This window comes from Streptomyces albidoflavus (genome assembly GCF_000719955.1).
GTDB lineage: Bacteria > Actinomycetota > Actinomycetes > Streptomycetales > Streptomycetaceae > Streptomyces > Streptomyces albidoflavus.
The window spans coordinates 49,094-62,434 of sequence record NZ_JOII01000020.1; the positions used below are offsets into that span (position 1 = coordinate 49,094).

Annotated in this window: 12 protein-coding genes; 5 read left to right on the plus strand and 7 right to left on the minus strand. The window is 72.6% G+C overall.

Annotated elements, in window-relative coordinates; translation table 11 throughout:
- Positions 1-4 precede the first annotated feature (4 nt).
- Positions 5-595 (minus strand): hypothetical protein, encoded by a 591-nt coding sequence (locus IF45_RS0120430; protein ID WP_030308806.1) that lies wholly within the window; start codon positions 593-595, stop codon positions 5-7.
- Between the two features lie 130 nt (positions 596-725).
- Between IF45_RS0120430 and IF45_RS0120435 the strand changes: the two genes are divergently transcribed.
- Positions 726-1,334 carry a TetR/AcrR family transcriptional regulator gene (locus tag IF45_RS0120435; protein ID WP_030308808.1) on the plus strand — a complete coding sequence of 203 codons (609 nt, stop codon included), beginning with the start codon at positions 726-728 and terminating at the stop codon, positions 1,332-1,334.
- 30 nt (positions 1,335-1,364) lie between these two features.
- Here the strand turns inward: IF45_RS0120435 and tesB are convergent, their stop codons facing one another.
- From tesB to IF45_RS0120450, 3 genes are all read right to left on the minus strand, one after another.
- The gene (gene tesB, locus IF45_RS0120440; protein ID WP_030308810.1) at positions 1,365-2,240 is read right to left on the minus strand and encodes an acyl-CoA thioesterase II; all 876 of its coding nucleotides are present in this window, start codon (positions 2,238-2,240) and stop codon (positions 1,365-1,367) included.
- A gap of 63 nt (positions 2,241-2,303) precedes the next feature.
- Positions 2,304-3,461, minus strand: coding sequence for an acyl-CoA dehydrogenase family protein (locus IF45_RS0120445; protein ID WP_008407694.1), 1,158 nt, complete (start codon positions 3,459-3,461; stop codon positions 2,304-2,306).
- Positions 3,462-3,725: 264 nt separating this feature from the next.
- Positions 3,726-4,331, minus strand: a complete 606-nt coding sequence (locus IF45_RS0120450) for an SACE_7040 family transcriptional regulator (RefSeq protein WP_003948165.1) — start codon at positions 4,329-4,331, stop codon at positions 3,726-3,728.
- Positions 4,332-4,455: 124 nt separating this feature from the next.
- On the opposite strand from IF45_RS0120450, the gene IF45_RS0120455 reads away from it, so the two are divergent.
- The 4 genes from IF45_RS0120455 to IF45_RS0120470 all read left to right on the plus strand — a co-directional run bounded on the left by IF45_RS0120455 (position 4,456) and on the right by IF45_RS0120470 (position 10,386).
- Positions 4,456-6,087, plus strand: coding sequence for a carboxyl transferase domain-containing protein (locus IF45_RS0120455; RefSeq protein ID WP_003948166.1), 1,632 nt, complete (start codon positions 4,456-4,458; stop codon positions 6,085-6,087).
- Positions 6,088-6,149: 62 nt separating this feature from the next.
- A complete protein-coding gene (locus IF45_RS0120460; protein WP_030308811.1) occupies positions 6,150-8,177 on the plus strand; it encodes an acetyl-CoA carboxylase biotin carboxylase subunit in 2,028 nt (675 codons plus the stop codon).
- Positions 8,174-9,151 (plus strand): hydroxymethylglutaryl-CoA lyase, encoded by a 978-nt coding sequence (locus tag IF45_RS0120465; RefSeq protein ID WP_030308813.1) that lies wholly within the window; start codon positions 8,174-8,176, stop codon positions 9,149-9,151. The genes IF45_RS0120460 and IF45_RS0120465 overlap by 4 nt, the downstream gene beginning before the upstream one ends.
- A gap of 59 nt (positions 9,152-9,210) precedes the next feature.
- A complete protein-coding gene (locus tag IF45_RS0120470; RefSeq protein WP_030308815.1) occupies positions 9,211-10,386 on the plus strand; it encodes an acyl-CoA dehydrogenase family protein in 1,176 nt (391 codons plus the stop codon).
- Positions 10,387-10,579: 193 nt separating this feature from the next.
- Here IF45_RS0120470 and IF45_RS0120475 read toward each other — a convergent pair whose 3' ends face one another.
- The 3 genes from IF45_RS0120475 to IF45_RS0120485 are packed head-to-tail and all read right to left on the minus strand — an operon-like array spanning position 10,580 to position 13,267.
- Positions 10,580-11,422 (minus strand): hypothetical protein, encoded by an 843-nt coding sequence (locus tag IF45_RS0120475; RefSeq protein WP_030308818.1) that lies wholly within the window; start codon positions 11,420-11,422, stop codon positions 10,580-10,582.
- 49 nt (positions 11,423-11,471) lie between these two features.
- Positions 11,472-12,041, minus strand: a complete 570-nt coding sequence (locus IF45_RS0120480; RefSeq protein ID WP_030308820.1) for a hypothetical protein — start codon at positions 12,039-12,041, stop codon at positions 11,472-11,474.
- A gap of 47 nt (positions 12,042-12,088) precedes the next feature.
- On the minus strand, positions 12,089-13,267 hold the full coding sequence (locus IF45_RS0120485; protein WP_030308822.1) for a hypothetical protein: 1,179 nt from the start codon (positions 13,265-13,267) through the stop codon (positions 12,089-12,091).
- Positions 13,268-13,341: the final 74 nt, after the last annotated feature.

Here is a 13,341-nt window from a genome sequence, read left to right on the forward strand (position 1 = left end):
CAGGTCAGCCCTTCGCCGCGCCCCCGGCGCGACCGAGACGGAGCGCGGAGACGAGGAAGAAGACGCCGCCGAGGAAGGCGTAGCCGGCCAGGGCGCTCAGCGAGGCGTCGGCGCCGCCCGCCTGGGCGATGAAGGAGGCTCCGGCGAGGGTGGAGATGCCGCCGCTGGCGATCATCGCCCACTGGCCGCCGAGCCCGCGCCGGGCGACGCCGACGGCGAGCTGGACGAGGCCCGCGGTGATCGCCCAGGCGCCCCAGACCCGCAGGACGGCCGGGATGCCGGAGGTGGCGGCAACCGCGAGACCGGCGGCGGTGAGGGTGCTGAGCGCGGCGTTCACGTACAGGCCGCGCACCGGCCGGCCGCCAGGGCGGGCGGAGCGGAGGTCGGCGACCGCGCACCCCACGTCGAAGAGGGGATAGGCGACGAGGAGGAGGGTGGCGGGGGCACTCAGGGTGTCGGCGGTGGCGAGGAGCAGGGCTGCCCAGACGGCGGCGAAGGCGAAGCGCAGGAAGTAGAGCTTGCGCAGGGCGGCGGCGGGAGAAGCGGCGGCGGGGGTGGAGGCTGTGGCGGCTGCGGATTCGGTGAGCGTGTCCATGGAAGTCCCCTTCGGGCAGGGCTGGTTCGGCGGCGAGGGAGAACGTTCGTTCTCGCTACGCAGTCAAGAGCGTGCGGCGGCGACTGTCAAGACCGAACGTTCTCCCTCATGGGTGGGTTAGCCTGTCCGCATGAGTGAGGGCAAGCGGAACGGGAAGGGTGCGGGCGCCGGCGCGGGCACCTCGGCGGCGCGGGCGCGGCTGCTCGCGACGGCGACGCGGATCTTCTACGCGGAGGGCATCCACGCGGTCGGTGTCGACCGGATCGTCTCGGAGGCCGAGGTCACCCGGGCCACGCTGTACCGGCACTTCGCGGGCAAGGAGGAACTGGTCCTCGCCTGCCTCGGCCAGGTCGACCAGGGGATGCGGGCGGGGGTGGAGGCGGCCGTACGGGAGGCCGGGCCCTCGGCGGCCGACGCGGTGCGGGCGGTGGCCGGGTTCATCACCGGCGGCATCCGGAGCGAGGGTTTCCGCGGCTGCGCCTTCCTCAACGCGGCCGTCGAGTACCCCGACCCGGACCACCCCGTCCACCAGGCCGTCCTGGCGCACCGCCAGTGGTTCCTGGAGCGGGTCACGGAGCTGCTGGCGCGGGTCGCCGGGGAGCCGGCCGAGGAGGCCGGGCACGACTTCGTCATGCTCCGGGACGGGGCGATGGCCGCCGGGTGCCTCTCGGACCCGGAGCTGGTCTCGGCGACCTTCCTGCGCGGGGTGGACGGGGTCCTGCGGGCCCTGGAGAAGTGACCCCGGGCCGGGCGGGGGCGGGTCGGAGGGTCAGCGGGGAACGCGCATGACGCCTTCCTGGATCACCGTGACGGCGAGCTTGCCGTCCCGCGTGTAGATGCGGCCCTGGCCCAGACCCCGGCCGCCGGAGGCCGACGGGGAGTGCTGGTCGTAGAGGAGCCAGTCGTCGGCGCGGAGCGGGCGGTGGAACCACATGGCGTGGTCGAGGCTGGCGCCGGTGATGTCGCCGGTGGTCCAGCCGCCCCGGCCGTGGGCGAGCAGGACCGAGTCGAGCAGCGTCATGTCCGAGACGTACGTGGTCAGGCAGACGTGGGTGAGCGGGTCGACGTCGCCGAGCTTGCCGTTGGTGCGGAACCAGACTTGGGAGCGGGGTTCGCGCGGGGTGCCCCGGGTGGCGTACGGGGGCTCGTGGACGTAGCGCAGGTCGACGGCGGCGCGGGCCTCCAGGAGGCGGTCGGCGACGCCCTCGTCGGTGAAGGCGGCGGCGTGGCGCGGGACCATCTCCTCGCCGGTGGCGAGGGTCTCCGGGTCCGGCGCGGGCGGCATCGGCTCCTGGTGGTCCAGGCCCTCCTCCCAGGTCTGGAAGGAGGCGGAGAGGTGGAAGATCGGCTGGCCGTGCTGGACGGCGACGACCCGCCGGGTGGTGAAGGAGCGGCCGTCGCGGATGCGGTCGACGGTGTAGACGATCGGCGCGCCCGGGTCCCCGGGCCGCAGGAAGTACGCGTGCAGGGAGTGGGTGTGCCGGTCGTCCGGGACGGTCCGCCCGGCCGCCACCAGCGCCTGGGCGGCGACCTGGCCCCCGAAGACGCGGGGGATGACGGCCGAGCGGGACTGCCCGCGGAAGATGTCCTGCTCGATCCGCTCCAGGTCGAGCAGGACCAGCAGTCCGGCCAGTGCGTCGTTCACGTGAGGGTGGCTCCGCTTCCGGTCAGGGCTGGACGGACTGCTGGGGGTGCTGCCGGTCAGGTCTCAGAGACCCATGTTCTTCGCGATGATCATCTTCATGACCTCGCTGGTGCCGCCGTAGATGCGGTTGACGCGGTTGTCCGCGTACAGGCGGGCGATCGGGTACTCATTCATGTAGCCGTAGCCGCCGTGCAGCTGGAGGCAGCGGTCGATGACGCGGGAGGCGACCTCGGTGCAGAAGAGCTTGGCGGAGGCGGCCTCGGCGGCGCTCAGCTCACCGGCGTCGTGGGCCTCCAGGGCGCGGTCGCAGACGGCCTCGGCGGCGTCGACCTCGGCCTGGCAGGCGGCCAGCTCGAACTTGGTGTTCTGGAAGGAGGCGACCGTCTTGCCGAAGACCGTGCGGTCCTGGACGTACTCCTTGGCGAACCGGATCGCGGCGGCGGCCTGGGCGTAGGCGCCGACCGCGATGCCCAGGCGCTCCTGGGGGAGGTTCTGGCCGAGGTAGGCGAAGCCCTTGTTCTCCTCGCCGAGCAGGTCCTCGACGGGGACCTTGACGTCGGTGAAGGAGAGTTCGGCGGTGTCGGAGGTGCGCAGGCCCAGCTTGTCGAGCTTGCGGCCGACGGCGTACCCCTCGGAGGTGGTGTCGACCACGAAGAGGGAGATGCCGAAGCGGCGGTCCTCGGGGGTGGGCGCGGCGGTGCGGGCACAGACGATGACGCGGTCGGCGTGGACGCCGCCGGTGATGAAGGTCTTGGCGCCGTTGAGCACGTAGTGGCTGCCGTCGGCCGAGAGCTTGGCGGTGGTCTTCATGCCGGCCAGGTCGGAGCCGGTGCCGGGCTCGGTCATGGCGATGGCGTACATGGTGGTGCCGGTGACGAAGTCGGGCAGCCAGCGCTTCTTCTGGTCCTCGGTGGCGTACGCCTTGAGGTAGGGCAGGCAGAGCGCGACGTGGACGCCGGAGCCGCCGAAGGAGACGCCGGCGCGGGCGCACTCCTCGGAGATGATCGCCTGGTACTTGAAGGACTCCTCGCCGGCGCCGCCGAACTCCTCGGGCACCTCGATGCCGAAGATGCCCAGCTCGCCGAGCTTGTAGTAGAACTCCCGCGGCGCCTGGCCGGCGGCCAGCCACTCGTCGTAGACCGGGACGACCTCGGCCTCGATGAAGGACCGGAGGGTGTCGCGGAACGCCTCGTGGTCCTCGTTGTACACCGTACGACGCATGGTGATGCTCCTAGATCGGCTCGGGACCGGCCGCGCGGGGCGGTCGGCCCACTCTCGTCCGGGCCGCGTCTCCGGTCCGGCCATGGGCGCGCAAGCACGCTTTCACCGACCGGCACAGACCACCGGCTAAGCGCTTGCTCAGACGCAAGTTACCCGGCGGTTCCGGCAGCTGTCCAGGGCATGCGACGGCCGTCACGCGGCACCGGGAGCACGGACACCGCGCGGTACGCGTCACTCCGGTGGAGCCATGCCCCACCGGCCCCCTCAGCCCCGCGCGGGCGCCCCGGCGCCGGCCGCGAAGGCGCCCCGGGCGAGGCGGTGCAGCAGCTCGGACATGCCGGCCCGGCCCGGCAGGGCGCCCGGCCGGCCGAGGTGCGGGGTGGAGTTGAGCAGGCCGAACACCGCGTGGACGGTCGCGCGGGCGGCGGGCTCGTCGAACTCCGGGTAGAGGCGGCGGACGGCCTCGACCCACAGCTCGACGTACTGGCGCTGGAGGCGGCGGACCCGCTTGCGGTCGGCGTCGCGCAGGCGGTCCAGCTCGCGGTCGTGGAGGGTGATCAGGGGGCGGTCGTCGAGGGCGAAGTCGATGTGGCCCGCGATGAGCGAGTCGAGGACGGCCTCCGGCGCGGTGCGGTCGGCCGCCTCGGTGCGCTGCCTGCCGCCCTCCAGGAGCTGTTCGGAGATGCCGACGAGCAGTTCGGCGAGCATCGCGTCCTTGCCCGCGAAGTGGCGGTAGAGGCCGGGCCCGCTGATGCCGACGGCGGCCCCTATCTCGTCCACGCCGACCCCGTGGAAGCCCCGCTCGGCGAAGAGGCGGGCGGCCTCCTTGAGGATCTGCTCGCGGCGGGTGGGGGTGGCGGTGGGAGTCATGGAACTCATTCTAGACAGGGTCGTTAGCGGTCGTTAACCTGTCCGCAACGCGTTAACGGTCATTAACGCCGGAGCGGTCGCCCCACCGGAGGCCGCGCCGGTCACGGCAAGGGAGCCACAGGCCATGCGAGAGGCACCAGTGCTGGGGAGCGCCGCCGATCCGGCGTCCGACACCTGGCGGACCAACGAAGAGGCGCACACCAAGCTCGCCGCGCGGCTGCGCGAGAAGCTGGCCGAGGCCCGCCTCGGCGGCGGCGAGCGCTCCCGGGCCCGGCACGTGGCCCGCGGCAAGCTCCTCCCCCGCGACCGGGTCGACGCCCTGCTCGACCCCGGTTCGCCCTTCCTGGAGCTGGCCCCGCTGGCGGCCGACGGGATGTACGGCGGGGGCGCCCCGGCCGCCGGGGTGATCGCCGGGATCGGGCGGGTCTCGGGCCGGCTCTGCGTGATCGTGGCCAACGACGCCACGGTCAAGGGCGGCACGTACTACCCGATGACCGTCAAGAAGCACCTGCGCGCCCAGGAGGTGGCGCTGGAGAACCGGCTGCCCTGCCTCTACCTGGTCGACTCCGGCGGCGCCTTCCTGCCGATGCAGGACGAGGTCTTCCCCGACCGGGACCACTTCGGCCGCATCTTCTACAACCAGGCCCGCCTCTCCGGCTCCGGCATCGCCCAGATCGCCGCCGTCCTCGGCTCCTGCACCGCCGGCGGCGCCTACGTCCCGGCGATGAGCGACGAGGCCGTCATCGTGCGCAACCAGGGCACGATCTTCCTCGGCGGGCCGCCGCTGGTGAAGGCGGCCACCGGTGAGGTCGTCACCGCCGAGGAGCTGGGCGGCGGCGAGGTCCACTCGCGCACCTCCGGCGTCACCGACCACCTCGCCGAGGACGACGCGCACGCCCTGCGCATCGTCCGCGACATCGTCGCCACCCTGCCGCCCTCCCCCGAGCCCAGCTGGGAACTGCTCCCCGTCGAGCCCCCGGCCCTGGACCCGGCGGGCCTGTACGGCGCCGTCCCGGCCGACTCGCGCACCCCGTACGACGTGCGCGAGGTCATCGGGCGCGTCGTGGACGGCTCGCGGTTCGCGGAGTTCAAGCAGGAGTACGGGCAGACGCTGGTCACCGGGTTCGCGCGCATCCACGGCCACCCGGTCGGCATCGTCGCCAACAACGGCATCCTCTTCTCGGAGTCCGCCCAGAAGGGCGCCCACTTCATCGAGCTGTGCGACCAGCGGGGCATCCCGCTGCTCTTCCTCCAGAACATCTCCGGCTTCATGGTCGGCCGGGACTACGAGGCCGGCGGTATCGCCAAGCACGGCGCCAAGATGGTCACCGCCGTCGCCTGTGCCCGCGTCCCCAAGCTCACCGTCGTCATCGGCGGCTCGTACGGCGCGGGCAACTACTCGATGTGCGGCCGGGCCTACAGCCCCCGCTTCCTGTGGATGTGGCCCAACGCCAAGATCTCCGTGATGGGCGGCGAGCAGGCCGCCTCGGTCCTCGCCACCGTCAAGCGGGACCAGATCGAGGCGCGCGGCGAGGAGTGGCCCGCCGAGGCCGAGGAGGAGTTCAAGGCACCGGTCCGCGCCCAGTACGAGACGCAGGGCGACGCCTACTACGCCACCGCCCGCCTCTGGGACGACGGCGTCATCGACCCGCTGGAGACCCGCCGCGTCGTCGGCCTGGCCCTGACCGCCTGCGCCCAGGCGCCGGTCCCCTCGCGCGACTCCGAGGCCCAGGGCTTCGGCGTCTTCCGGATGTGAGCGGCATGGCCACCGACCAGGCAGCACGCAGCGCCCCCGCCGCAGCAGGAGGAGCCAGAACCATGTTCGACACGGTGCTCGTCGCCAACCGGGGCGAGATCGCGGTCCGCGTCATCCGCACCCTGCGCGAGCTGGGGGTGCGCTCGGTCGCGGTGTACAGCGACGCCGACGCCGACGCCCGGCACGTCCGCGAGGCCGACACGGCCGTACGGATCGGCCCGGCGGCCGCCGCCGAGAGCTACCTGCACATCCCCCGCCTGCTGGAGGCGGCCCGCCGCACCGGCGCCCAGGCGGTCCACCCCGGGTACGGCTTCCTCGCCGAGAACGCCGCCTTCGCGCGGGCCTGCGCCGAGGAGGGGCTGGTCTTCATCGGGCCGCCCGCCGACGCCATCGCGCTGATGGGCGACAAGATCCGCGCCAAGGAGACGGTGCGCGCGGCCGGGGTCCCGGTCGTCCCCGGCTCCTCGGGCAGCGGCCTGACCGACGCCGAGCTGGCCGCCGCCGCCCGCGAGATCGGCATGCCCGTCCTGCTGAAGCCGTCCGCGGGCGGCGGCGGCAAGGGGATGCGGCTGGTCCGCGAGGAGGCGGCGCTCGCCGAGGAGATCGCCGCCGCCCGGCGCGAGGCCCGCGCCTCCTTCGGCGACGACACCCTGCTGGTGGAGCGGTGGATCGACCGGCCCCGGCACATCGAGATCCAGGTGCTCGCCGACGGCCACGGCAACGTCGTCCACCTCGGCGAGCGCGAGTGCTCGCTCCAGCGCCGCCACCAGAAGATCGTCGAGGAGGCGCCGAGCGTCCTGCTGGACGAGGCGACCCGGGCCGCGATGGGCGAGGCCGCCGTCCAGGCCGCCCGCTCCTGCGGCTACACCGGCGCCGGGACGGTCGAGTTCATCGTCCCGGGCGACGACCCGGCCGGGTACTGCTTCATGGAGATGAACACCCGTCTCCAGGTCGAGCACCCCGTCACCGAGCTGATCACCGGGGTCGACCTCGTCGCGTGGCAGCTGCGGGTGGCCGCCGGCGAACCGCTCCCCTTCGCCCAGGACGCCATCACCCTCACCGGCCACGCCGTCGAGGCCCGCCTCTGCGCCGAGGACCCCGCCCGCGGCTTCCTCCCCTCCGGCGGCACCGTCCTCGCCCTCGCCGAGCCCACCGGCCCGGGCATCCGCACCGACTCCGGCCTCAGCGAGGGCACCGAGGTCACCAGCGTCTACGACCCGATGCTCGCCAAGGTCATCGCCTACGGCCCCGACCGCCCCACCGCCCTGCGCCGCCTGCGCGCCGCCCTCGCCGGCACCGTCACCCTGGGCGTCCCCACCAACGCCGGGTTCCTGCGCCGCCTCCTCGCCCACCCGGACGTGGTCGCGGGCGCCCTCGACACCGGCCTCGTCGCCCGCGAGGCCGACGCCCTCGCCGACCCGGGCGTCCCGCCGGAGGTCTACGAGGCCGCGGCCGCCGTCCGCCTGGCCCGACTGGCCCCCGTCCCCGACGCCCGGGGCTGGAGCGACCCGTTCGCCGCCGCCGACGGCTGGCGCCTGGCGGGCCCGCCCGCACCGGTCGTCCACCATCTCCGCGTCCCCGGCCAGGAGACCGTGGCGTACACCGCCGAGGCCCCCGGCACCCACCGGGTCACCGCCGACTCGGTCGCCGTCACCCTCGACGGCGTACGCCACTCCTTCCGCCGGGCCGGGCAGTGGCTGGCCCGCGAGGGTGACGCCTGGCAGGTCACCGACGTCGACCCGGTCGCCGAGGCGCTGGCCGGGGCCGACCGGGCGGCCGGGGCGAAGGCGCTGACGGCGCCCATGCCGGGCACGGTGACGCTGGTCAAGGTCGCCCTCGGCGAGGAGGTCGAGGAAGGGCAGGGCCTGCTGGTGGTGGAGGCGATGAAGATGGAGCACCTCATCTGCGCCCCGCACGCCGGCACCGTCACCGAACTCGACGTCTCCCCCGGCACCACGGTCGCCATGGACCAGGTCCTCGCCGTCGTCACCCCGCCGGAGGCCCCCGAGCTCCCGTCCGGGGACGCCCCCGCCGAGACCGCCGTCGTACGGCAGGCTCCCGCCACCCCCGCCGAGGAGGCCCAGGCATGACGGAATCGCCCACCCCCGCCACCGGGCCCGGCGTCCCGGGCCTGCCCATGGTGGTCCGCGCCGACGGGCTGCCCTCCCGGGTCCGTATCCACGAGGTGGGCCCGCGCGACGGGCTCCAGAACGAGAAGACGGTCGTCCCCACCGAGGTGAAGGCCGAGTTCGTCCGGCGCCTCGCGGCGGCCGGGCTCACCACCGTGGAGGCGACCAGCTTCGTCCGCCCCGAGTGGGTGCCCCAGCTCGCCGACGCCGAGCAGCTCTTCCCGATGCTGGACGAGGTGCGCGAGGCCGGCACCGACCTGCCCGTGCTGGTCCCCAACGCGCGGGGGCTGGACCGGGCGCTGGCCCTCGGCGCCCGGCACGTCGCGGTCTTCGCCTCGGCCACCGAGACCTTCGCCCGCCGCAACCTCAACCGGACCGTCGCCGAGTCCCTGGCCATGTTCGAGCCGGTCGTCACCCGCGCCAAGGCCGAGGGCCTGCGGGTCCGCGGCTACCTCTCGATGTGCTTCGGCGACCCGTGGGAGGGCCCGGTCCCCGAGGCCCAGGTGGTCCAGGTCGCCACCGCCCTGCACGCCATGGGCTGCGACGAACTCTCGCTCGGCGACACCATCGGCGTCGCCACCCCCGGCCAGGTCGGCTCCCTGCTGCGCGCCCTGCACGCGGCGGGCGTCGAACCCGGCGCCCTCGCCGTCCACTTCCACGACACCTACGGCCAGGCCCTCTCCAACACCCTCGCCGCCCTCCAGCACGGCGTCACCGTCGTGGACGCCTCCGCCGGGGGCCTCGGCGGCTGCCCGTACGCCCAGAGCGCCACCGGGAACCTCGCCACCGAGGACCTGGTCTGGATGCTGCACGGCCTCGGCATCGACACCGGCACCGACCTCGGCGCGCTCGTCGCCACCAGCGACTGGCTCGCCGCCCGGCTGGGCCGCCCCAGCCCGTCCCGCACCGTCCGCGCCCTCTCCCACCAGGAGTAGGACGCTCCCCCGCTCTGCCGCCGTACCCCGTCGCCGCAGCTCACTAGGAGTCGTACCCGATGTCCCTGGACCACCGGCTCTCCGCCGAACACGAGGAACTCCGCCGTACCGTCGAGGCGTTCGCCCACGACGTCATCGGCCCCAAGATCGGCGACCTCTACGAGCGCCACGAGTTCCCCTACGAGATCGTCCGCGAGATGGGCCGAATGGGCCTGTTCGGCCTGCCCTTCCCCGAGGAGTACGGCGGCATGGGCGGCGACTACCTCGCCCTCGGCATCGCCTTGGAGGAACTGGCCCGCGTCGACTCCTCCGTCGCCATCACCCTGGAGGCGGGCGTCTCGCTGGGCGCCATGCCGATCCACCTCTTCGGCACCGAGGAGCAGAAGCGCGAGTGGCTGCCGCGCCTGTGCGCCGGCGAGATCCTCGGCGCCTTCGGCCTGACCGAGCCCGGCGCCGGCTCGGACGCGGGCGGCACCCGCACCACCGCCCGCCTCGACGAGGCGACCGACGAGTGGGTCATCAACGGCGGCAAGTGCTTCATCACCAACTCCGGCACCGACATCACCGGCCTCGTCACCGTCACCGCCGTCACCGGCCGCAAGCCCGACGGCTCCCCGCTGATCTCCGCGATCATCGTCCCCTCCGGCACCCCCGGCTTCACCGTGGCCGCCCCGTACTCCAAGGTCGGCTGGAACGCCTCCGACACCCGCGAGCTCTCCTTCGACGAGGTCCGCGTCCCCGCCGCCAACCTCCTCGGCGAACAGGGCCGCGGCTACGCCCAGTTCCTCCGCATCCTCGACGAGGGCCGCATCGCCATCGCCGCGCTGGGCACCGGCCTCGCCCAGGGCTGCGTCGACGAGTCGGTCAAGTACGCCGCCGAACGCCACGCCTTCGGCAAGCCCATCGGCGCCAACCAGGCCATCCAGTTCAAGATCGCCGACATGGACACCCGCGCCTACACCGCCCGCCTCGCCTGGCGCGACGCCGCCAGCCGCCTGGTCGCCGGCGAACCCTTCAAGAAGCAGGCCGCCGCCGCCAAGCTCCACTCCTCCACCGTCGCCGTCGACAACGCCCGCGACGCCACCCAGATCCACGGCGGCTACGGCTTCATGAACGAGTACCCGGTCGCCCGCATGTGGCGCGACAGCAAGATTCTGGAAATCGGCGAGGGCACGAGCGAGGTCCAGCGGATGCTGATCGCGCGGGAGTTGGGGGTGGGTGGGGGGCGGGGATAGCAAAGCCCCCTCCAGGGAGCCCGCCCACAGTCCGGAAGAACGACCGCCGTCGTCAGCTCCGGACACGTATCGAAGCCACGCCTCCGAGTCGCCCCGCCTACCCCGGCAACTGGCGGCCCCGCCCAGCCCTCCTCGGAGGACCGGGCGGGGCCTCCCGCCGAGCAATGGCGCCCGGAAGTGCGTCCCGCCCCGCTCAGGCAGCGCCGGCGGGCTCCGGCGCGAACTCCTCCTCTGTCGGGAGCAGGTCGGTGATCAGCTGCCACACCTGCTTCGGGTCGACACGGACAAGCTTCAGCGGGGTCGTGTCGACCACCTGGCCGGGCAGGATCGGCTCGCCGGGCAGTTCGCGGTGCCAGTAGCCGAGCGGGCCGCAGTCCCAGACGGCGAAGCCGCGCACCTGCATGGCCGCCTTGCCCTCGTCGTGGCCCTGCCAGGCGGCCGTCATCCGCCAGCTGGACCGCATCGCACCGAGGAGCTTGGCGAGGGTGGCCACCTGGGACTTCCGGGTGAGGCCCGCGCCCTTGAGCGCCTCGGCGATCCTGGCGAGTCCGTCCTCAGCGCTCAGCCCGTGCAGGCCGTCCAGCGTGTCGAGCCCGGCATCGAGCACGGCCATGGTCGTCTCCACGACCGGGGTGGCGACCTCCTCGTACTCCTCGCCCTGGAGGTTGATCATCCGGGCCAGCGCCCAGACAAGCATGTTCGGCTCCAGCCGGACGTACTCGGACTCCTCGGAACCGGGCCACGCCTCGTGCGAGTAGACGTGGCCGTCGCCGATGGTCACGCCATGGTGCAGGGTGCCGTGCTCCCCGAGCGCTTCGACGTGGAGAACCACGGCCGGGGCGCGCAGGGTGCTGACCAGCGGGGCCAGCAGCAGGGAGAGGTCGCCCGCCTCGTCGGTCAGGCCGGCCTCCCGGAGTTCACGGTCCGGGCCTGCCAGCTCAGCCGGGACCTCCTCCCCTGCTATGCGGTGTCCGAGGACGGCGAGGTGCTGCTCGGCGAGGCGGAAACGACCTCGGGTGCTGTCGTAGGAGGGCATGGTGTGTCACTTTCGGTCATACGGGCGGGGCGCGGAATCGGTCCGCTCCTCAGTCGAGCCAGGTGAGGGAGCGGGAGAAGACGGAGCGGATCGCGCCGTTCCGGGTGAGGTTGCGGGTGTCGACGCCCACCATCACGGCCGCCAGGGCCACGTCCGTCGGCGTTGCCGCTCCGGTGATGGTGAACGTGACCTTCTTGGCCTTGCCGCGTCCGTGGTGCTGAGTACGGATCTCCACCCCGTCGCGGATCAGGGCGTGGTTCTTCGTACCCCCGCTGGTGGCCTGGTACCGATAGCTCTTGCCCTCGACCTGCATCTTGACCGCACGACCCGCCCTGGTCTGCGCCCAGCGGTTCCGCCGCAGCCGGACCCCGGCTCCCCCGACGGTCAGAGAGGCGAAGAACAAGGAGGGAGTGCGCACGTACGCCCACCCGTCGAAGGCGGTGGTGGGGACGCGGTCCCCGGTCACCTCGGTCACGTGATGATCGCCGTGCCTGCGGGCCGGATATACCACCTCGATGCGCCCGAAGGACGACGCCTCCCCCCGGTACCCGAACTTCCAGTCGAGGCGGTGACCCGACCGGTCCTCCCAGCGACCAAGCGTGAATGTCTGCTTTTCCATGGTTCCTTCCCATCGCACCGGCCGACGCGGATGCGGGCCGTCCGCTGTCAGTCGAACGGGTTGAGGGCACTGCCCAGTTTCGAGGCTCCGTCGGACAGGGCCTTTCCTGCCTTTTCAGCTTTGTCACCGACCCAGTCCTTCGCCTTCTCGGCACCTTTGCTGATGTCGTCCCAGTTGTCCCAGACGAGAGTGCCCGCGTAGGCGACGCCGGTGCCGACCGCGAGACCAATGGTGACCGGGTTGGGAGCGACCATGGCGGCGGTGAGGGAGGCGTTGAAGGCGGTACCGGTCCAGTTGGAGAGGTACTTGGCCTTGTCCTCCTTCCATGCCTTGCCGTGGTCCATCGTCGCCAGGTTGGCCACGCCCCAGGCGGTGGCGAGGCCGGAACCGACGACACCGGCACCGCGCATCCAGCCGGCGGCCTTGGCGGCGTTGGCGAGACCACCACGCTGGGCGACGCGCAGGAGGTTGGCCTCACTCGCTGTCGGCAAGTAGAAGGAACCTTTACGCATATACCCCGCGAGCATTGCCGCCTCGTCCGAGCCCGAGAGCGCGCCGATCGGCAGCCGGGTGAGCCAGCTGCCCGCCCTGGGAACCCTGCCCAGTTTGTCCCAGTGACTGTTGATCAGGCGGGCGGTGAGCGTGCCAGGGGCGTTGAGCACCTTGGACGACTTGAAGTACGAGATCAGCGACTTGCTGCCCAGTATCGCCGTCGTCGAGGAGGTGAAGAAGGCGGAGAGGTTGGCCGCGCCCTCGATGTAGGTCGAGACCGCCTTCCCCAGCTTCTCGTTCCCCGTCATCTGGGTGACCGCGTCGCCCTGCACCCGCACGAGCCAGTCGTCGAGAGTCTCGTCGTCCTCCTTCTTCAGCCAGTCGTTGTCCAGCTCTCCCTCGTTCGCCGCAGCCGCATTGGCCACCAGCAGCAGGTCGGGAGGGAGGTCTTTGTTCTTCAACTGCTCGGGCGTGAAACCCGCCAGGAGCAGCCCTGCGATCGGATCGCCGTCCTCCAGGCGCGCGTACGCCGCCTTCTTGCGCAGTTCGGGCCCGGTGTCCGAGACCCATGTCTGCACAGGCCGCAGCGAGCTGAGTTTGCCCGACACTCCGAGCGAGGACGCGCGGGTGAACGCCTCGTCGAGCTTGTCCGCCATTCCTCCCCGTCCGTCGAGCAGTTTGGCGAGCTGCTCCAGGTCCTGCGGGTTGACCAGCCTGTTCGGCTTGCCTGTCACGGAAGCTCCTTGTGGTGTCCGGCGCCGAACCCCTCCCCTGACGAGGGAGGAGCACAGGCGCGCAAACACGGTAC